The 19,985-nt window shown below is 45.3% G+C and carries 16 protein-coding genes; all 16 read left to right on the forward strand.

Translation table 11 applies throughout. The features are described from left to right. Positions 1 to 174: 174 nt before the first annotated feature. On the forward strand, positions 175 to 630 hold the full coding sequence (gene mraZ / locus H3U82_RS00940; RefSeq protein ID WP_025331245.1) for a division/cell wall cluster transcriptional repressor MraZ: 456 nt from the start codon (positions 175 to 177) through the stop codon (positions 628 to 630). Beyond that, positions 627 to 1,571: a 16S rRNA (cytosine(1402)-N(4))-methyltransferase RsmH gene (gene rsmH, locus H3U82_RS00945; protein WP_100125802.1), complete on the forward strand. Its 945-nt coding sequence runs from the start codon at positions 627 to 629 to the stop codon at positions 1,569 to 1,571. The genes mraZ and rsmH overlap by 4 nt, the downstream gene beginning before the upstream one ends. A gap of 24 nt (positions 1,572 to 1,595) precedes the next feature. Then, the gene (gene ftsL, locus H3U82_RS00950) at positions 1,596 to 1,871 is read left to right on the forward strand and encodes a cell division protein FtsL (RefSeq protein ID WP_084552075.1); all 276 of its coding nucleotides are present in this window, start codon (positions 1,596 to 1,598) and stop codon (positions 1,869 to 1,871) included. Between the two features lie 66 nt (positions 1,872 to 1,937). Beyond that, entirely contained in the window at positions 1,938 to 3,680 is a 1,743-nt protein-coding gene (locus tag H3U82_RS00955) for a penicillin-binding protein 2 (RefSeq protein WP_084552074.1), read from the forward strand. Positions 3,681 to 3,756: 76 nt separating this feature from the next. Then, positions 3,757 to 5,235: a UDP-N-acetylmuramoyl-L-alanyl-D-glutamate--2,6-diaminopimelate ligase gene (locus H3U82_RS00960; protein ID WP_084565514.1), complete on the forward strand. Its 1,479-nt coding sequence runs from the start codon at positions 3,757 to 3,759 to the stop codon at positions 5,233 to 5,235. A gap of 22 nt (positions 5,236 to 5,257) precedes the next feature. Beyond that, positions 5,258 to 6,616, forward strand: a complete 1,359-nt coding sequence (gene murF, locus H3U82_RS00965; protein ID WP_084565513.1) for a UDP-N-acetylmuramoyl-tripeptide--D-alanyl-D-alanine ligase — start codon at positions 5,258 to 5,260, stop codon at positions 6,614 to 6,616. Positions 6,617 to 6,766: 150 nt separating this feature from the next. Continuing rightward, entirely contained in the window at positions 6,767 to 7,852 is a 1,086-nt protein-coding gene (gene mraY, locus H3U82_RS00970; protein WP_025331240.1) for a phospho-N-acetylmuramoyl-pentapeptide-transferase, read from the forward strand. A gap of 64 nt (positions 7,853 to 7,916) precedes the next feature. Then, positions 7,917 to 9,263, forward strand: coding sequence for a UDP-N-acetylmuramoyl-L-alanine--D-glutamate ligase (gene murD / locus H3U82_RS00975; protein WP_198209941.1), 1,347 nt, complete (start codon positions 7,917 to 7,919; stop codon positions 9,261 to 9,263). Continuing rightward, the gene (gene ftsW, locus H3U82_RS00980; RefSeq protein WP_198208763.1) at positions 9,260 to 10,414 is read left to right on the forward strand and encodes a putative lipid II flippase FtsW; all 1,155 of its coding nucleotides are present in this window, start codon (positions 9,260 to 9,262) and stop codon (positions 10,412 to 10,414) included. The genes murD and ftsW overlap by 4 nt, the downstream gene beginning before the upstream one ends. Before the next feature lie 37 nt (positions 10,415 to 10,451). Beyond that, positions 10,452 to 11,519 (forward strand): undecaprenyldiphospho-muramoylpentapeptide beta-N-acetylglucosaminyltransferase, encoded by a 1,068-nt coding sequence (murG, locus tag H3U82_RS00985; RefSeq protein ID WP_198208764.1) that lies wholly within the window; start codon positions 10,452 to 10,454, stop codon positions 11,517 to 11,519. A gap of 78 nt (positions 11,520 to 11,597) precedes the next feature. Further along, a complete protein-coding gene (murC, locus tag H3U82_RS00990) occupies positions 11,598 to 13,010 on the forward strand; it encodes a UDP-N-acetylmuramate--L-alanine ligase (RefSeq protein ID WP_232336087.1) in 1,413 nt (470 codons plus the stop codon). Positions 13,011 to 13,075: 65 nt separating this feature from the next. Continuing rightward, on the forward strand, positions 13,076 to 13,987 hold the full coding sequence (locus H3U82_RS00995; protein WP_025331235.1) for a D-alanine--D-alanine ligase: 912 nt from the start codon (positions 13,076 to 13,078) through the stop codon (positions 13,985 to 13,987). Then, positions 13,971 to 14,747 carry a cell division protein FtsQ/DivIB gene (locus H3U82_RS01000; RefSeq protein WP_198208765.1) on the forward strand — a complete coding sequence of 259 codons (777 nt, stop codon included), beginning with the start codon at positions 13,971 to 13,973 and terminating at the stop codon, positions 14,745 to 14,747. The genes H3U82_RS00995 and H3U82_RS01000 overlap by 17 nt, the downstream gene beginning before the upstream one ends. Positions 14,748 to 14,789: 42 nt before the next feature. Further along, complete coding sequence (gene ftsA / locus H3U82_RS01005; RefSeq protein WP_025331233.1) at positions 14,790 to 16,025, forward strand: cell division protein FtsA; 1,236 nt, start codon at positions 14,790 to 14,792, stop codon at positions 16,023 to 16,025. A 114-nt stretch (positions 16,026 to 16,139) separates the two neighbouring features. Then, positions 16,140 to 17,318, forward strand: coding sequence for a cell division protein FtsZ (gene ftsZ, locus H3U82_RS01010; RefSeq protein WP_084552070.1), 1,179 nt, complete (start codon positions 16,140 to 16,142; stop codon positions 17,316 to 17,318). A 346-nt stretch (positions 17,319 to 17,664) separates the two neighbouring features. Continuing rightward, entirely contained in the window at positions 17,665 to 19,983 is a 2,319-nt protein-coding gene (parC, locus tag H3U82_RS01015) for a DNA topoisomerase IV subunit A (protein ID WP_198208766.1), read from the forward strand. The last annotated feature ends 2 nt before the right edge of the window (positions 19,984 to 19,985 follow it).

Raw genomic sequence — 19,985 nt, forward strand, 5'->3', positions numbered from 1 at the left:
AAAATAATGATTTGATTTAAATATATTTTTGTATTTTAGATTACTTTTATTCGGCTTCGGAATTTGACTGGATTACATTGACCCTGTATGCAAAATTGCCTTATAGTGTGAATAAGTGTGTAAAGGTGTGGCGAAGTGGGGGATAATCCCGTTATATTGAATAGGAGCTGAACAGTGTTTGGCGGCGCGTATGAATTAAGTATAGACAGTAAAGGACGACTGGCGATTCCGGCCAAGTTTCGTGATTTGCTGGCGCGTCATTTCACTCCGGTACTGGTTGCCACACTGGAAAAGCGCACACATTTGTTACTGTATCCCGAGTCATCATGGCGCAGTGTGGAAGCTCAGCTGTTACAGCTTCCTGTGGCAGGCAACAGAGTATTGCAGGCCTATCAGAATTTACTGTTGCATAATGCGGATACTTTGGATTTAGACAGTGCCGGCAGAGTATTGCTACCGGCACATTTGCGCCGTCTGGTGAATTTTGAGCGTGAAGTTTATGTTGTGGGTCGTGCCAACCGCATTGAAGTGTGGGGCAGGGCATTATGGGAAGAGCAGAATAATGCTGCACTGGATATGGATGAAGATATGCTGGCGGCAGAGTTGGGTAAGACTCAACTGCAATTATGAGTGAACAGATAAATAATGGCGGTCATGTTACCGTTTTACTGAATGAAGCAGTTGCCGGTTTACAGGTACAGCCGGCCGGCGTGTATGTTGACGGAACTTTTGGCCGTGGCGGCCATTCGCGTTTGATTCTGTCTCAGCTCGGGAAAGACGGGCGGCTGGTTGTTTTTGATAAGGATCCGCAGGCGATTGCTGTAGCACAGGAACTGGCAAGGCAGGATGCACGGGTACTGGTTGTACATGAAGGTTTTTCTGCATTAAAGCGGTCGTTACAACAGCTGGGTATCAGCCGGATAAATGGCGCCTTATTTGATCTGGGTATTTCCTCTCCTCAGATTGATGATGCAGGTCGCGGTTTCAGCTTCCGCTTTGATGCACCGCTGGATATGCGTATGGATACTACGCGCGGACAGTCAGCAGCCCAATGGCTGGCTGTGGCAGAAGAGCAGGATATACACGAGGTAATTAAAAATTATGGTGAAGAGCGGTTTAGTCGCCAGATTGCACGGACAATTGTGGCGCAGCGGGATCAAAGCCCGATTACCACAACCGGCCAGCTGGCGCGCCTCGTCGCACAAGTCGTCCGTACTCGTGAACGCGGACAGGATCCGGCCACACGTACCTTCCAGGCCATTCGCATCTTTATTAACCGTGAACTGGAAGAAATAACTGTGGTACTTCCGCAAGTGATGGAATGTCTGGTTGCCGGTGGACGGATGGCGGTGATTTCATTTCATTCACTGGAAGACCGGATTGTAAAAAGATTTATGCAGCAGCATAGCAAGCCGGCTCCTTTACCGCGCTGGGCTATAGTTAAAGAAGCAGAACGTGAGCAGCCGCCGTTGCGCCTGATAGGCAAGGCGCAAAAACCTGCTCTGGCAGAAATTGAAGTAAATCCGCGTGCCCGTTCAGCGGTATTACGGGTAGCCGAACGCAGTTATTAAACTAAGATTAATGATTGATTAATTATGAATAAAATCAACATTATTTTGCTTATATTGGTACTGGCTTCAGCTTTTGCTGTTGTAACAGTACAGGATCGTTCGCGTCAGTTTTTTATTGCGCTGGATAAAGCGCAAAAAGGGGAAAGTCTTTTGAACGAAGACTTTAGTCGCTTAAAGTTAGCGCAGGCAAAGTTATCTAATCATCAGTTGATTCAGGATGCTTCAGCCCGGCAGAATTTGCATTCGCCGTCATTGGCTGAAACGCAGATGCTGGATGCGCCGCGTTTGGTTAAGCAGTGATGTGACGGGTCAGAGAATAATGGAGTACTGCTTCAGGCAGTATTTCCGGCAGTGGAACAAACTACTATGTTAATTAAAAACGATTATAAGCCGCGCATGCTGCCCCGTGAGGTAAAACAGGCTAAGCCTGTAACCACTAACGGGCGGATTGTATTGGTGTTAGGTGCTCTGGCTATAGCTTTTGCTATGCTAATCGGACGTGGTATCTACTTGCAGACTGAGAAACATGAATTTCTGAAAGAGCAGGGTGATCAGCGTTTTGTCCGTACTCTGCCGCTCACGGCTACCCGGGGCACAATTACTGATCGCAACGGAGCCGCACTGGCCATCAGTGCACCCGCAGACTCTTTATATGCTATGCCCTCTGCTATGGAGCAGATGCCGACAGATACTCAGATTCAACAGTTATCTGCATTAATTGATGTACCGGCGGCAACCATTAAAAGCCGCCTTAGCCGTAATAAAGACTTCATTTATCTGAAAAGACAATTGTCGCCGGAGGTTGCAGAAAAAGTTGCTGCGCTGAATATTAAAGGTCTTGCCTTTCAGCATGAAAGTAAACGCCATTATCCGATGGGACCGATTTTTTCCCATATTATCGGTTTTACCAATATTGATGGTAAGGGGCAGGAAGGACTGGAATTATCGCGTGAAGACAGTCTGCATGGTATTGATGGTGCTAAAGTTGTTTTGCGCGACAATAAAGGTAATATTGTTGATAGTCTGGATTCTCCGCGTAACCGTCTTCCTCAGAATGGTACGAATATGGTGCTGTCTCTGGATCAGCGGATTCAGTCAATTGCATATGAATCGTTAAATAAAGCAATGCAGTATCACACTGCATCAGCTGGTTCAGTTGTGGTTCTGGATGGTAAAACCGGTGAAATTCTTGCTCTGGTAAATTCACCGGGATATGACCCTAATAATCCGGGTGCCACCGATAGTGATGCACGCCGTAACCGTGCGGTAACTGATATGATTGAACCGGGTAGTGCGATGAAACCGTTTACCATTGCTAAAGGGCTGGATAGCGGAAAAATCAAACCAGGCAGCGGTTTTAATACTTTACCGTATAAAATCGGACCGGCGACAGTACGGGACACGCATAATTATCCTTATCTGGATGTGGGCGGCATTATTCAGAAATCATCTAATGTTGGTACAAGTAAAATTTCTGCAATGTTTACGCCCGAAGAAATGTACAACATGTATACTTCTGTCGGTTTCGGGCACCGGATGCATTCCGGTTTTCCGGGTGAAACACCGGGAGTAGTACGTGACTGGCATAACTGGCGGCCGATTGAGCAGGCTACTATGTCTTTTGGTTATGGTATACAGATGAGTCTGCTCCAGCTGGCACGGGCATATACTATCTTTACCAATGACGGTGCGCTACTGCCAGTGAGTTTTCTTAAGCTGAACAGTGCCCCGCAGGGTGAGCAGATTATCCAGCCAAAGACTGCAAAGGCAGTACGCCATATGATGATTGCTGTAACGCAGCCCGGTGGTACCGGTTTGCAGGGGGCAATTGACGGGTATGATGTAGCCGCTAAAACAGGTACTGCGCGAATGCTGGTAGACGGACACTATTCTGATTCCAAGCATATGGCTACATTTATCGGCTTTGCACCGGCAGACAATCCGCGAGTTATTGTAGCAGTCAATATTCAGAATCCTACTACTAATGGTTATTACGGCGGACCGGTTGCCGGTCCGGTATTCCATGATGTAATGGTTGGCACTCTGAATGTACTTGGTGTTTCTCCGAGCAGACCGGTAAAATCCGCGCCACATTCTGAAACGCATTAATCTGAAGACAATCTGTGTGTTTGCACAGATTGTCTGTCTGTTTGTACCCGATAAAAATGTTTGAATCGACAGTGTTATGTTTTCCCTGAAAAAAATTTTGCCTGAATATCATTTAAGTGCTGAAACAAGTCGGCTGATTGCCGGCCGTACACTGCGGGTGGATAGCAGAAAGGTACAGCCCGGAGATGTATTTGTAGCCTGTCAGGGTGAGTATAGTGACGGTCGTGATTTTATACAGGCTGCAATTGATAATGGTGCAGAATTTGTTTTCTGGGATGATGATGGTCAGTTTGTATGGCAGACCGGCTGGAAAGTAGCGAATGAGGCTGTAAAAGATTTACGTCAGCGTGCCGGACTGGTGGCTGCTGCCTGTTATGACTATCCGGGCAGAAAGCTGAGTGTCTGGGGAGTGACCGGAACTAATGGTAAAACGTCAGTGTCACAATGGCTGGCGCAGGCTTCAGATATTCTTGGCAAAAAATGTGCCATTATGGGTACGGTAGGGAATGGATACTGGCAACAGCTGCATGATACTGCCAATACTACTATGGATGCGGTATCTAATCAGACATGGTTACGTGATTTTGCTGAAAATAATGCTGCAGCCGTTGCCATGGAAGTGTCCAGTCATGGTCTGGATCAGAGCCGTGTCGTTGGTGTCCCTTTTACCAGTGCTGTTTTTACCAATCTGACCCGGGATCATCTGGATTATCATCATAGCATGCAAAGTTACGGTGATTGCAAGGCTTCATTGTTTTACTGGCAGGGGCTGAAACACGCCATTATTAATATTGATGATGAGTTCGGCTATCGGTTATGGCAGGATTTATGCCGTGATTGTCCGCAGTTAACTGTACTGGCTTATGGTTTTCATGCTGATGCAGATATTCATATTAGTCAATTTCAAGCTTCAGCAAGTGGTATGCAGGTGCATTTGTGTACGCCGTGGGGAAACGAAGTAGTACATACACGTTTACTGGGTCGGTTTAATGCTCAGAATCTGGCAGCCTGTATAGGTGTATTGTGTGCTAATGGTTTTACTTTTAATGAGGTAATTGCTGTCTGGCCGCAGATTAATCCTGCTACCGGACGTATGGATTGTTTGATGGGAAGTAATCAGCCGCTAGTGGTGGTTGATTATGCTCATACACCGGATGCACTGGAAAAAGCATTATCGACTTTGCAGGAAATTAAACCTGACGGAGCGCATTTGTGGTGTGTTTTTGGCTGTGGCGGAGACCGTGATGCAGGTAAAAGACCATTAATGGGAGCCGCAGCCGCTGCAGGAGCGGATTATGTTGTCGTAACCAGCGATAATCCGCGTACAGAAAATCCGCAGGCAATTATTAACGATATTTTGCCCGCTGTTGCTGAACCGGTGCTGGTAGAAGCAGACCGCAAATCTGCGATTAATTATGCTGTAAATCATGCAGCAGTTGACGATATTGTTCTTATTGCAGGAAAAGGTCATGAAACCTATCAGGATATCGGTGGTCAGAAGCAGCATTTTTCAGACTTTGAAATAGCACGGTCAGCTTTGCAACAGCGAGTCTAAAGTTTTGTAATTGCTTAATAATATGTCAAATTTAGATCTTAATTTTATTTATCAGACTTTTGGACAAGTGTTACCTGATAATAATCAGCCGGTCACACGGGTAGTTATTGATAGTCGTCAGATTCAGCCGGGTGATGTATTTGTAGCCATTAAGGGTGAACGCTTTGATGGTCATGATTTTGTTGATGAAGTGCTCGCTCAGGGAGCTCAGTTGTGTATTGTCAGTCGCTCAGACTGGCAAAATAAGGCGAAATGTCTGGTAGTTGCAGACACAGAAAAAGCGTTGGGAGAGCTGGCACAGGCATGGCGAATGCAGGTTAATCCGGCATTGCAAGTGTTTGGTATTACCGGTTCAGCAGGTAAAACCACGGTAAAAGAAATGCTGGCTACAATTTTGCGGCATCATGCAGGTACTAGTGCGGTTCTGGCTACTGCCGGTAACTTTAATAATCATATTGGTTTACCGCTGACATTATTACAGTTAAAGCCGCAGCATCGCTATGCTGTGATTGAAATGGGTATGAATCATACCGGAGAACTGAGTTATTTAACTGGTCTGACCAAACCGGACTATGCTCTGGTTAACAACGCACTGCGTGCTCATATCGGCTGCGGTTTCTCAAATGTTGCTGATATTGCCCGTGCTAAAAGTGAAATTTATCAGGGGCTGAATGCGAATGGAACCGGTTTTGTTCCTACTGATGATGGTCAGTCAGATATTTATATTTCAGCTTTGCAAGGTAAGCAATGTGTCCGCTTTGGTACAGAACAGGGTGATGTATATGCCGGCAATATTGTACTGCAGCCATTAAGTGTCTGTTTTGATTTGTGCAGTCCGCAAGGGGTGGTTAATTTACAAATACCGGTTCCGGGATTGCATATGGTACATAATGCTGTGGCCGCCTGTGCACTTGCTCTGGGTGCCGGTTTGCCCTTAGCGGCATTACAGGGACTGAAATCATTTGAAAATGCTAAAGGCAGATTGCAACAAAAGCACAGTGTGCATGGCGCTCTGGTAATTGATGACACTTATAATGCTAACCCGGATGCATTTAAGGCAGCTGTCGATGTTTTGGCGGCTTTTCCTGCGCCACGAATTATTGTGATGGGTGCTATTGGTGAGCTAGGCAATAATGCTTCTGCTCTGCATGCAGAGGTAGGTGCTTATATACGGGCACGCGGTATTGATGCGGCATTTTTTATTGGTGACGAAGCGCGGTTTGCAGCAGAAGCTTATGGTGTACCGGATGCATTTTATACGAATCGAAACAAACTAATTGATGATTTACGTGCATGGGATCAGCAGACAGCTACCATTCTGGTAAAAGGTTCAAGGTTTATGCATATGGAAGATGTAGTACAAGCAATAACACAGAAATAAATTATTGCTAACTCTCGTCAAGTAGTGCTGAACGACTTAAAATAGCCGTTTTTATCCGGCTCAGGCTATTTGGATGATTATGCATCATTCATATAGCAATAAATTATTTAATAACGGTTATGGCTTTGGCTGTGACAAGGGAAAACAACCATGCTGTTGTGGTTAGCAGAAATTTTTCACTATTGGATAAATGGTTTCCATTTATTTCAATATACTACCTTTCGTGCCGTAATGGCGGCACTGACTTCCATGGGGCTGAGTCTGGCATTCGGTCCGTGGATGATTCGCAAATTAACTCAGCTCAAAGTAGGGCAGGCTGTTCGCGATGACGGTCCCAAAACCCATCTGGTGAAAACCGGTACACCAACTATGGGCGGTACACTTATTTTACTGGCTATCACTGTTACCACATTATTATGGGCTAATCTGGCCAACATTTATATCTGGATACTTTTGCTGGTTATGCTGAGTACCGGTGCTCTGGGTTTTTATGATGACTGGAAAAAGGTAGTTTACAAAGATCCGCACGGGGTTTCAGCCAGATTTAAAATGATCTGGCAGTCTGTAGTGGCTCTGGTAGCCGGTCTGGTGCTGTTTTATGTGGCACACTTAAGCTCTACAAATACTTTTATTGTTCCTTTTTTCAAGGAAATTACTTACCCGCTGGGTGGCATTGGTTTTGTTATTCTGACTTATTTTGTCATTGTCGGTACTTCTAATGCAGTAAATCTGACTGACGGACTGGACGGGCTGGCTGCTTTTCCTATTGTGCTGGTTGCTGCCGGTCTGTCAATTTTTGCTTATGTCAGCGGTCATGCTGAATTTGCTCATTATCTGCAGCTGCCGCATGTCCCCGGTGCGAATGAAGTTATGATTTTCTGCGCTGCTATTTGTGGTTCTTGTCTAGGATTCCTGTGGTTTAATGCTTATCCGGCACAGGTATTTATGGGAGATGTCGGTGCACTGGCTTTAGGTGCAGCTTTGGGTACGATAGCTGTGATTGTGCGTCAGGAAATTGTGCTGGTAATTATGGGCGGCTTATTTGTTGTTGAGGCAATGTCTGTCATGCTGCAGGTAGGTTCATATAAATTACGGCGTAAACGTATTTTTCTGATGGCACCGATTCATCATCATTTTGAACAAAAAGGCTGGAAAGAAACTCAGGTTGTAGTACGTTTCTGGATTATTACCATGATTCTGGTACTGGTTGGTTTAGCTTCCCTGAAAATCCGTTAGTAGTCAGATAAGCAGGATCAGACGATATACATTTGGGTTAAATTTAGTGTAGGACTTAACCATGATTGACTGGCGTAATCAAAAGGTTTTAGTTGCAGGGCTGGGGCGTACCGGAATTTCAATGCTGGAGTTTTTAACTCAGGCAGGTGCTGATGTAGCTATTTATGATGCCCAGCCTGATGCAGAACAATTGCAGTCTTTAACTGGGCGTCATCAGGTTGCTGTATATACCGGAGAGCTGGCAACAGTGTTTGAACAGCACCAGTTTGATATTCTGTCTTTAAGCCCGGGAATCAGTCAACGTCAGCCTGCTATTGTTGATTTTAAACGTGCCGGCGGTGTCGTGCTGGGTGATGTGGCTATTCTGGCTGATTTACTTGAAAGCAGTAACAGTAAAATTATTGCAATTACCGGTTCAAACGGTAAAACCACTACTACCAGCCTGGTGGGTTTTTTATGTGCGCAATGCGGACTTGATACAGTGGTGGCAGGTAATATTGGTACACCAGTACTGGAAGCCTATCTGGAGCGAGCAGGTAAAGCAGCAGATGTCTGGGTTCTGGAATTATCGAGTTTTCAGCTGGAGACTACTCCCTGCCTGAATGCGACTGCTGCCACAGTACTGAATGTATCAGAAGACCATCTGGATCGCTATGATGATTTTCTGGATTATGCGCATAGCAAAGACCGGATTTTTCGTGGCCAGGCCATACAAGTGTTAAATGCCGATGATGTTTTTTGTCGTGCTATGGTACGGCATAACCGGCCGGTGAAATGGTTTTCTTTACAGCATAATACTGATTTCTGGTTGAATAAAGATATGCTGTGTGCCGGTAATGAACCATTGCTGGCTTGTGATGCTCTGTCTTTACAGGGTACACATAATGCGGCCAATGTTTTGGCTGCATTTGCTTTATGTGAAGCCATTGGCTTGCCGCGTGCACAATTGCTTCAATATGTGCCCACTTTCAAAGGTTTACCGCATCGTGTGGAAAAAGTAGCCGAAGTGAAAGGTGTGACATTTATTGATGATTCCAAAGGTACTAATGTTGGTGCTACCTGTGCTGCATTGCTCGGGTTGGATAAACCTATTGTGCTGATTGCGGGCGGACAGGGTAAAGGTCAGGATTTTACTCCGTTGCAGGCTGCATTACAGGATAAGGCACGTGCAGTTTTACTGATTGGTGTGGATGGTCATCAGCTTGGTGCAGTTCTCGGACAAGCCTCCTATCCGGTAGAGTACTATGACGATTTGCCGCACGCTACTGAACGTGCTTTTGAACTGGCTCATCCGGGAGATATTGTGCTGCTTAGTCCGGCTTGTGCCAGCTATGATATGTTTAAGGGTTATGCACATCGCAGTGAGGTATTTATTGCCAGCGTCCGTCAATTGCAGGGTAGCGCAGCATGATTACTGAATCACGTCTGCTGGATCGCAAGCTATTGCGACGCGGATATACTTTTGATCAGTCACTGTTATGGATGGTGGCATTGATGGCCAGCTTCAGTCTGATCATGGTTTACTCGGCCTCAGTTGCATATGCAAAGCATGATGGCGGCAGTACTTATTTTTATCTGATTCGTCAGGCTATTTTTCTATTGTGCGGCGGCGTACTTGGTTGTGTGGCTGCACGTATTCCTTTGCGAACATGGAAAAAGCTGACACCACTGGTGTTGCTGCTCAGTATCGTGCTGTTGATTCTGGTGCTGGTAATGGGTAGAGAAATTAACGGTGCCAAACGTTGGATTAATGTAGGGATGGTTAATATCCAGCCTACCGAAGTTTTTAAACTGGCGATAATTTTGTATTTATCCAGTTTTTTTACCAGACGTGCTGAAATCTTGAAAGAATTCAAAAAAGTCTGGTTTGCAGGTATTCCGGTAGGACTTGGTCTCGGGCTGATTATGCTGGAACCGGACTTTGGTTCATTTGTAGTGGTTTCTGTTATTGCGGTAGGCTTGCTTTTTCTGGCTGGTTTACCGTTTCGCTGGTTTATGGCTGTAGTAGGTTTTGGTTTGCTGGCCATGGTTATGCTGGTGCTGTTTGAGCCTTACCGTATGGCACGTGTAGCCGGTTTTCTTGATCCGTGGGCAGATCCCCTGGGTAAAGGTTATCAGCTTACGCATTCATTAATGGCAATCGGGCGCGGCGGCTGGTTTGGTGTCGGACTGGGAGCCAGTCTGGAAAAACGTTTTTATTTACCTGAGGCTCATACGGATTTCATTCTTGCGGTCATTGGAGAAGAATTCGGTTTTGTCGGTATTCTGGTATTAATGTTTTGTTATATCTGGCTGGTAGTCCGTGCTTTTTCCATTGGTAAACAGGCTCGTGATTTAGAGTTGTTTTATGGTTCTTTCGTCGCCAAGGGTATTGGTATCTGGCTGGGTATTCAAAGCTTTTTTAATATTGGTGTGAATATTGGCCTGTTACCGACTAAAGGGCTGACTCTGCCTTTACTGTCATATGGTGGTTCAGCTGTTATGATTATTTTAATCAGTGTGGGTTTGCTGTTGCGAGTGGATTATGAGAACCGGCGTGTGATGCGTGGATTCAAAGTATAAATAATCACAGAACTCTGATAGTTTTGACGGGAAAATAATGAGTGTAAAAACTTTCATGGTCATGGCCGGCGGAACGGGCGGACATATTTTTCCTGCGCTTGCAGTTGCTCAGGCATTACAGGCACAGGGTCATCGTATTATCTGGCTGGGTAGTGACGGGGCAATGGAAACCCGTCTGGTTCCGCAGTACGACATACCACTGGAAACCCTGGCAATCAAAGGAATACGAGGTAACGGGCTAAAGCGTAAGCTAATGCTACCTTTTACCTTATTAAATACCATTGCGGCAGCACGTCAAATTATTCGCAGGCATCAAGTAGATGCAGTCATCGGTTTTGGTGGTTTTGTTACTTTTCCGGGCGGTATAGCCGCAAAGCTATGCGGTTTACCCTTGATTGTCCATGAACAGAATGCGATTGCTGGTTTATCTAATAAAGTGCTGGCTCATTTTGCCAATCAGGTAATGTATGCATTTCCACAAGTATTCGCAAATGAAAACGGACTGGTAGGTAATCCGGTACGTGCTGATATTGCTGCATTACCACTACCGCAACAGCGCTTTAACGGTAGAAATGGTGAGCTGAATATTCTGGTAGTTGGTGGAAGTCTGGGTGCTGATGTATTGAATCAGATTGTGCCGCAGGCTGTGGCTTTGTTACCGGCTGAACAGCGTCCGCGACTGCTGCATCAGTCCGGACGAAATAAACTGGCACAGTTACAGCAGAATTATGCTCAGTGTGCAGTAAAGGCACAATGTGTTGAATTTATCACAGATATGGTATCAGCCTATCGTGATGCCGATTTGGTGATTTGCCGGGCAGGTGCACTGACAATTGCTGAATTAACCGCCGCCGGAGTAGGGGCAATTCTGGTGCCTTATCCGCATGCGGTAGATGACCATCAGACAGCTAATGCACAGTTTATGGTTAAAGATGGTGCGGCAATATTATTACCGCAGACGAATCTGAATGCAGAGACATTAATGGCTACGCTGGCCGATTTATCGCGCGAACGCTGTTTAGACATGGCGATTAAAGCACGTGCGCTGGCTCAGCCTGACAGTGCGGCTAAGGTTGCGGCAGCAGCACTGGCGAATATCCGTTAAATTTTGATTGAGCCGGATGAATTGTTGCAGACTCGAGCTGTCAATCGCAATTCAGACTGGCCGGAAAAGTTATAAAGTATGAAAGAAAACATGAAAGACCGTATCCGCCATATTCATTTTGTAGGGATTGGCGGAACCGGTATGTGCGGTATTGCAGAAGTTTTACATAATGAAGGTTATCAGATAAGTGGTTCTGATCTGGCTGATAATGCCGCAACCCGGCATTTACAGGCAATCGGGGTGCGTATCTGTTCTGAACACAGTGCTGAAAATATTACTGGTGCAGATGTAGTAGTGACATCAACAGCTGTTAAAAAAGATAATCCGGAAGTGGTAGCAGCGCAGGCACAAAAAATTCCGGTAATTCCGCGAGCCATGATGCTGGCTGAAATCATGCGTTTTGGTCGCGGTATTGCCATTGCCGGTACACATGGTAAAACCACAACTACCAGTTTAGCTGCTTCAGTACTGGCAGCAGCAGAGTTAGATCCGACTTTTGTTATTGGTGGTCGGTTAACTGCGGCCGGAACCAATGCCAAGCTGGGTAAAGGTGAATATATTGTTGCTGAAGCAGATGAATCAGATGCTTCGTTTCTGTATCTAACACCATTATTTACGGTCGTTACCAATATTGATACCGATCATATGGATACATATGATCATGATGTAGAAAAACTACATCAGGCGTTTGTGGATTTTGTGCATCGCATGCCGTTTTACGGCAAAGCCTTTCTATGTATTGACAGTGAGCATGTGCGCCAGATTTTACCGTTGATTCAGAAACCTTTTGTTACCTATGGTTTGGATGAAAGTGCTGATTTATATGCAACTAATATTGTTGCCGATGGTGCACAAATGCATTTTGATGTTCATACGCGTAAAAAAGGCATAAAACCTTTTAGTGTGACGGTCAATATGCCGGGGCGACATAATGTTCTGAATGCACTGGCTGTCATCGGGATTGCACTGGAGATTGGTGTCTCAGTATCGGCAATTCAGCTTGGGCTGGAAAGTTTTGCAGGTGTGGGTCGCCGTTTTCAGCAGTACGGTGAGATTGCATTACCGAATGGTGGCGAAGCGTTACTGATTGATGACTATGGTCATCATCCTGTTGAAATGTCTGCAACCATAGCTGCTGCACGAGGTGCCTATCCTCAGCATCGTCTGGTCGTAGCATTCCAGCCACATCGCTATACACGGACACGGGACTTATTTGAAGATTTTGTTCAGGTTTTGAGTAAAGCTGATGGCGTGGTTTTAACAGAAGTGTATTCAGCAGGTGAAGACCCGATTGTGGCGGCTGACAGTAAGGCATTAATGCGTGCGATCAGGGTGCTAGGCAAAGTTGAGCCGATTTATGTGGCAAACGTAGACGAAATGGCGCCCACGTTATTAAATGTCTTGCAAGATGGTGATGTTTTGCTCAATATGGGTGCCGGCAGTATTAACAAAGTACCTGCTATGCTTACCGGAATGTCTGCTGCAGTATAATGACTACAGTTTAATTATTTCACATACTGTTCTTATTAAAAGAAAAACAGGATTAATGACAAACAATGAGTGATTTTGGTAAAGTTGCCGTACTGATGGGCGGTTTCTCCAGTGAGCGTAAAGTTTCACTGGCTAGTGGTGCATCAATTCTTACTGCATTGAAAAGCCGAGGTATAGATGCACATGCATTTGATCCGTCTGAGCGGCCATTGTCTGAACTAGTCAGTGCCGGCTTTGACCGGGCTTTTAATATTCTGCATGGCTCTTATGGAGAAGACGGAGTTGTACAGGGGGCATTGGAAGCATTTGGTATTCCTTACACCGGTTGCGGAGTTGCGGCCAGTGCGCTGGGTATGGATAAATTCCGTAGTCGTCTGGTCTGGCAGGGAGTTGGTTTGCCTTGCGTACCATTTATTGTGTTGCATGACGATAGTGATTTTGCTGCGGTAGAAGAAGAATTGGGTTTACCTTTATTTGTTAAGCCGGCAGCAGAAGGCAGTAGTGTGGGTGTGGTGAAAATCAGGCAGACTGGTGAGCTGGCACAAGTTTATCAGCAACTGAAACAGTACCATGGTGAAATTCTGGCTGAACGGGCAATCGAAGGTGGTGAATATACATGTGGTATTCTTGGTGAACAGGTATTGCCCAGTATTCGCATCGTTCCGGCAACAGAATTTTATGATTATGAAGCTAAATACCACCGCGATGATACCGAGTATCTGTGTCCGGCTGATCTGACACCGGCGGATGAGCAGTATATGCGTGATTTGACAGCCCGTGCTTTTAAAGCATTGGGCGGTCGAGGCTGGGGGCGAGTAGATTTTCTGCGTGATGCGGACGGTACAATCTATATTCTGGAAGTTAATACTGTACCGGGTATGACCGGACACAGTCTGGTGCCTAAAGCTGCACGTGAAATTGGCTTGAGTTTTGAAGATTTGTGTGTTGAAATTTTAAGTCATGCGACTTTGGGATAATGCACAGGCCTTAAAACGGCTTTACCGGTGGTTATATGTATGTGTATTGTTCTGCCTGCTGGCAGCAGGCGGATCCTGGCTGGTGCATTCACCATATTTTCCGGTCCAGCAAATTCAGGTAATACATCCGTTGAAGCATTTGCAGTCGGCCGAAATTGAACAAATCAGCAGACAGTATTTGCAGGGTAATATTTTTACTGTGGATGTAAGTGCAGCACAATCTGCATTGGCTAAACTACCCTGGGTATATAAAGTACAGGTAAAACGAATCTGGCCGGATACGGTACAGTTAGACATCAGGGAACGGGACCCTGTTGCACGCTGGAATGACCAGCAGCTGGTGGATACTGACGGACAGATATTTAATGCAGTAGTTTATGAGCAGCTGCCGGTATTTGTTGGAAGCAGCGGTTCTGCTCGCTACATGACCGTACATTTGTTAACATTCGAAAATTTGTTGCAATCAACAGGTCTGCATATTCAGCAGTTACAGTTAAGTAATCGTTCTGCCTGGCAGCTGACCTTAAGCAACGGAATTACCCTGAAACTGGGGCGGGAAAAGGTAGAACAGCGTTTGGCTCATTTTGTCTGGGCATGGCCACAGGTTTTACAGAAACAGGCCAGTAATATCGATTATATAGATTTGCGTTATCCGGATGGTTTTGCGTTACGGTACAAAAATAAGGCTAATTCAGCTGCAAGTACCAGAACAGTAAATGCATCTGAAGTGGCGGATCAGTATGAAGCAAATCTGGATTGATCCGGACAGACCGATTGATTATTTGATTTTAAAGTGATGACCATGGTTAAAGGTAAAAAATACATCAGTGCACTGGATATCGGCACTTCAAAAGTAATCGCTCTTATTGGTGAGGTTCAGGAAGATAATGAAATCCACATTGTTGGTTTAGGACAGGCCCCGTCGCGTGGTTTGAAAGCAGGTATGGTGACCAACATTGAAACCACTGCACAAGCAATCAAACAGGCCATGGAAGAAGCGCAGATGATGGCTGATGTACAGGTAGACTGTGTAACAACCGGTATTGCAGGTAATCATATTCGCAGTTTCAATTCACAGGGTGTTGTTAAAATCAAGGACGGAGAGGTGAGTCAGGCTGATATTGATCGTGCAATTGAAACAGCAAAAGCTGTCAATATTCCGCCGGATCACGATATTTTACATACAGTAGTGCAGGAATTTATTATTGATAATCAGCCGGGTGTGCGTGAACCCATTGGCATGAGCGGGGTTCGTCTGGACACGCGCATACATATTATTACCGGTGCTGTAACAGCGATGCAGAATATCCAGAAGTGTGTCAATCGCTGTGGTTTGCAAATCAATAAAATGATATTACAGCCACTGGCCAGTGGTCAGGCAGTACTGACTGAAGATGAAAAAGATCTGGGTGTCTGTGTTATTGATATCGGTGGAGGCACGACAGATATTGCTGTATATACTAACGGAGCTATCAGGCATACAGCCGTTATTCCGGTGGCAGGGGATTTGATTACCAAAGATCTGGCACAAGCGTTGCGTACACCCCACAGTGCAGCTGAATACATCAAAATCAATCATGGAGTGGCACTGGCAACCATGGACGGTCTTGATGATATGATTGAAGTGCCCAGTGTGGGCGACCGTAATCCGCGCCAGATTTCGCGTCGGACACTGGCAAGTGTAATTGGTCCGCGCGTGGAAGAGATTCTGGAACTGACACTGAATGAATTGCGCCGTTCCGGTTTTCCTGAGGATGTGCTGACTTCAGGCATAGTTCTTACCGGCGGAGCATCATTATTACCCGGAATGGTCGAGCTGGCAGAGGATGTATTTAATCTGCCAGCCCGAATTGGTGTGCCGCAGGAAATGGGTGGTGTCTCAGAACGGATTCGCAATCCGCGTTATGCTACTGCTATTGGTCTGTTACAGTCTGCCTGTGAAGAAGAAAACAAAACAGACATGCCTGTGGCAGCAGCTTCTGAACCGAAAGATTCATGGCTTAAAAAATTACAGACTTGGTTTAAGAACAATTTTTAACTAAACTCAAACATTAAATGACAGAACTTTTGCGCATTGTATATAACTGTCTATATAATGATAGCTATACAAGGGCAGATGACGTTTATGCATAGGTTTTGTCAGGAGACATAAATGCAATTGGTATATGATGTTGTGGAGACGGTAGTCGGTGCTGCAGTTATCAAAGTCATTGGTATCGGCGGTGGTGGCTGTAATGCTATTAACAATATGGTGGAAAATGCGGTAGCCGGTATTGAGTTTATCAGTGCCAATACTGATGCACAGTCTTTACAAAACAGTAAAGCATCTAAACGCATTCAGCTGGGCAATAATCTCACCCGTGGTCTCGGCGCAGGAGCCGATCCGGAAATTGGCCGTAACGCCGCAATGGAAGACCGCGAAGCATTATCTGATGCTATTCGCGGAGCGAATATGTTGTTTATCACCACTGGTATGGGGGGGGGTACAGGTACAGGTGCGGCTCCGGTAGTTGCAGAACTAGCAAAAGAGATGGGTATTCTGACTGTTGCTGTTGTTACCCGTCCGTTTGAATATGAAGGTAAACGTATTCACGTTGCTAATAACGGGATTGAGATTCTTAAAAATACCGTTGATTCACTCATTGTGATTCCAAATGACAAATTAATGTCAGCACTGGGTGAAGATGTAAGTATGCGTGAGGCTTTTCGTGCGGCAGACAATGTATTGCGTAATGCAGTAGCCGGAATTGCTGAAGTCATTACTAATCCGGGTATCATTAATCTGGATTTTGCCGATGTGAAAAATGTCATGAGTATTATGGGTATGGCCATGATGGGGTCAGGCAGTGCACATGGTGTTGACCGTGCCCGTATTGCTACAGAACAGGCTATTGCTAGCCCGCTTCTGGACGACGTGACTCTGGATGGCGCACAGGGTGTGCTGGTTAATATTACTACCGCACCAGGCTGCCTGAAAATGTCTGAATACAAAGAAATTATGTGCATGATTGATGAATATGCACATGATGATGCCGCCCTGAAATACGGTACTTCTGAAGATGACAGTATGGAAGAAGGCGAAATCCGCGTAACCATTATTGCAACCGGATTGCAGGAACAGAAAGTTTTACATCACCAGCAGCCGAGCAGTTTGCGTGTTTTGCAAACCGTACAGGCCACTGGTACTGAAGATGCCTATCCGGATATCGGAAGTGTGGTACGCTCAGGACGCAGTGCACGCGGGATGAATCTGGCTGCTGCTGATTTCTCAAATCAGTCTGTGCTGGATGACTTCGAAATTCCGGCAGTCATTCGCCGACAAGCTGATTAATTGATTAAAGTTATTAAAGCTGTCCGGACTAAGCTCCGGACAGCTTTTTTATTTTTAAAATCAATATATATAATTTAAATACGATATATTGCCGGCATAAGAAAATTTTTTTAAAAAGTTAGATAAAAAGTTTATTCTTTAGAAAAAGTGCAATTTCTGAAAAGTTTGTGTTGTATAAAAACCAACAATATTTTACTGAAATGATAATGGTTTTTATAACATGAATTTCTGTTTTGTTATTTCATCAAACCAAAAGCAGTAGTTTTGGGTATAAAAGCAAAATCCTTTACAATAGGTAGCTTAGATAATCTGTTCCACAGAAGAATTTAATTAAGTCAGAATAAGTATGAGTGAATCTATTCAACAATCAGACCGCAGTGATGATCATCTGTTACTTGGTCAGTATGCAGAACGTGCTTACCTTGCGTATGCCATGAGTGTGGTAAAAGGGCGGGCATTACCGGATGTGGCTGACGGGCAGAAGCCGGTTCAGAGACGCATTTTGTATGCTATGAAAGATATGGGGCTGGCTCATGGTGCCAAACCGGTAAAATCTGCCCGTGTGGTTGGTGAGATACTAGGTAAATATCATCCGCATGGTGATTCATCAGCTTATGATGCTATGGTTCGGATGGCACAGGATTTTACCTTGCGTTACCCTCTGATTAACGGTATTGGCAATTTTGGTTCACGTGATGGTGACAGCGCAGCAGCTATGCGCTATACCGAAGCACGCTTAGCACCAATTGCTGAATTGCTGTTATCGGAAATCGATATGGGTACCGTGGATTTTGTGCCCAATTATGATGCCAGTTCTGCTGAACCCTCTGTATTACCGGCACGCCTGCCAATGATATTGCTTAATGGCGCCTCAGGTATTGCAGTAGGTCTGGCAACTGAAATTCCTTCACATAATTTACGCGAAGTCAGTGCAGCTGTTGTGGCTCTGTTGAAAAAACCTGAGCTGGATTCAGCAGCCTTAATGCAGTATTTACCCGGTCCTGATTTTGCCGGTGGTGGTCAGATTATTACTGCACCAGAGGATATTCAGGCAATTTATGCACAGGGTAAAGGCAGTATACGTGTACGCGCACGTTATGAAATTGAAAAACTGGCACGCGGACACTGGCGGGCTATTGTCACAGAATTACCTCCCGGTACTTCTGCGCAAAAAATTCTGGCTGAGATAGAAGAACAGACTAATCCCAAACCGAAAGCTGGTAAAAAAAATCTGACTCAGGAACAGCAGAATATGCGCACATTAATGCTATCACTGCTTGAGCGGGTGCGTGATGAATCAGATAGTCAGGCACCGGTGCGTCTGGTGTTTGAACCGAAATCCAGTCGTCTTCAACCTGAAGAATTTATGAATACTTTGCTGGCACAAACCAGTCTGGAAGGGAATGTGCCGGTCAATCTGGTTATGATGGGGCGGGATAATAAACCGGCACAAAAGAATTTATATCAGATTTTGCGTGAATGGCTGGATTTTCGGATACTTACTGTAACCCGGCGTTTGCAATACCGCCTGGCACAGGTGGAAAAACGTATTCATATTTTACATGGGCGGCAAACGGCATTTCTTCATATTGATGAAGTCATCAGGGTTATCCGTGAATCAGATGAACCCAAAAATGAATTGATGTCTGCATTCGGTTTAAGTGAGATACAGGCGGATGATATTCTGGAAATCCGTTTACGCCAGCTGGCCAGACTGGAATGGATTAAACTGGAAACAGAACTGAATAAACTACAGCAGGAACATGATCAGTTAACAACCCTTCTGGAAGATGATAAAGCTAAAAAACGACTGATTATCAAAGAAATTGAGTCTGATACCAAAATCTATGGAGATGACCGGCGTACACTGATACAGCCGGCAGAGCGGGCTACGCTTACACGAACTACTGCAGATGAACCAGTTACGCTGATATTGTCACAGAAGGGCTGGCTGAAAACGCGTGTAGGACACAATCTGGATTTAAGCCAGACTACTTTCAAGGAAGGTGACGGTCTGCTTCAGGCAGTAGAGGGACGTACAGTCTGGCCGGTAGTTTTACTTGATTCGCACGGGCGAGCCTATAGTGTGGATGCTGCCAGTATTCCGGGCGGACGTGGTGATGGTGTACCTGCAGGTTCATTGGTTGATTTAGATAAAGGTGCCAGAATTGTAGCTATGCTCAGTGCCTTGCCGCAACAGCATTATGTACTGAGTAACAGTGGCGGATATGGTTTTGTGGTTGCATTTAAAGATATGGTCAGCCGTACTAAAAACGGTAAAGTTGTTATGACGGTTAATAGTGATGAGGCATTGCTGCCGCCGCTTCCTGTACCGTCTGCCTGCCTGTCTGTAAACGGGCAGACTCAACTTATTGCCATCTCCAGTGCCAATCGTCTGCTGGCCTTTCCATTACATGAATTGAAAGTGATGGCTAAAGGCCGTGGTCTGCAAATTATGAGTTTACCGGCTAATGAGAAACTGCTTTATCTTACTCTGACAAATAAATCGGAATTTAAACTGGAGACTCAGGGAAAACGTGGCGGACGCTATCAGGAAACCTTACGCGTTCAGGATATTCTTAATAAACGCGGACATAAAGGTAAGGAATTAAGCGTTTCGGGTGATATCGTTGCCGTCTATGGTGATCTGGATAACGGAAACTAAGC

The sequence above is a fragment of the Snodgrassella sp. W8132 genome (assembly GCF_016100865.1).
Taxonomy (GTDB): domain Bacteria; phylum Pseudomonadota; class Gammaproteobacteria; order Burkholderiales; family Neisseriaceae; genus Snodgrassella; species Snodgrassella alvi.

Bases quoted from the DNA above. Each gene is read 5' to 3' on its own strand.
- ftsL (WP_084552075.1), top strand. From the start codon at position 1,596: ATGAATAAAATCAACATTATTTTGCTTATATTGGTACTGGCTTCAGCT.
- mraY (WP_025331240.1), top strand. From the start codon at position 6,767: ATGCTGTTGTGGTTAGCAGAAATTTTTCACTATTGGATAAATGGTTTC.
- murG (WP_198208764.1), top strand. From the start codon at position 10,452: ATGAGTGTAAAAACTTTCATGGTCATGGCCGGCGGAACGGGCGGACAT.
- H3U82_RS01000 (WP_198208765.1), top strand. From the start codon at position 13,971: ATGCGACTTTGGGATAATGCACAGGCCTTAAAACGGCTTTACCGGTGG.
- parC (WP_198208766.1), top strand. From the start codon at position 17,665: ATGAGTGAATCTATTCAACAATCAGACCGCAGTGATGATCATCTGTTA.
- ftsA (WP_025331233.1), top strand. From the start codon at position 14,790: ATGGTTAAAGGTAAAAAATACATCAGTGCACTGGATATCGGCACTTCA.
- ftsZ (WP_084552070.1), top strand. From the start codon at position 16,140: ATGCAATTGGTATATGATGTTGTGGAGACGGTAGTCGGTGCTGCAGTT.
- H3U82_RS00955 (WP_084552074.1), top strand. From the start codon at position 1,938: ATGTTAATTAAAAACGATTATAAGCCGCGCATGCTGCCCCGTGAGGTA.
- H3U82_RS00960 (WP_084565514.1), top strand. From the start codon at position 3,757: ATGTTTTCCCTGAAAAAAATTTTGCCTGAATATCATTTAAGTGCTGAA.
- H3U82_RS00995 (WP_025331235.1), top strand. From the start codon at position 13,076: ATGAGTGATTTTGGTAAAGTTGCCGTACTGATGGGCGGTTTCTCCAGT.
- murC (WP_232336087.1), top strand. From the start codon at position 11,598: ATGAAAGAAAACATGAAAGACCGTATCCGCCATATTCATTTTGTAGGG.
- rsmH (WP_100125802.1), top strand. From the start codon at position 627: ATGAGTGAACAGATAAATAATGGCGGTCATGTTACCGTTTTACTGAAT.
- murF (WP_084565513.1), top strand. From the start codon at position 5,258: ATGTCAAATTTAGATCTTAATTTTATTTATCAGACTTTTGGACAAGTG.
- ftsW (WP_198208763.1), top strand. From the start codon at position 9,260: ATGATTACTGAATCACGTCTGCTGGATCGCAAGCTATTGCGACGCGGA.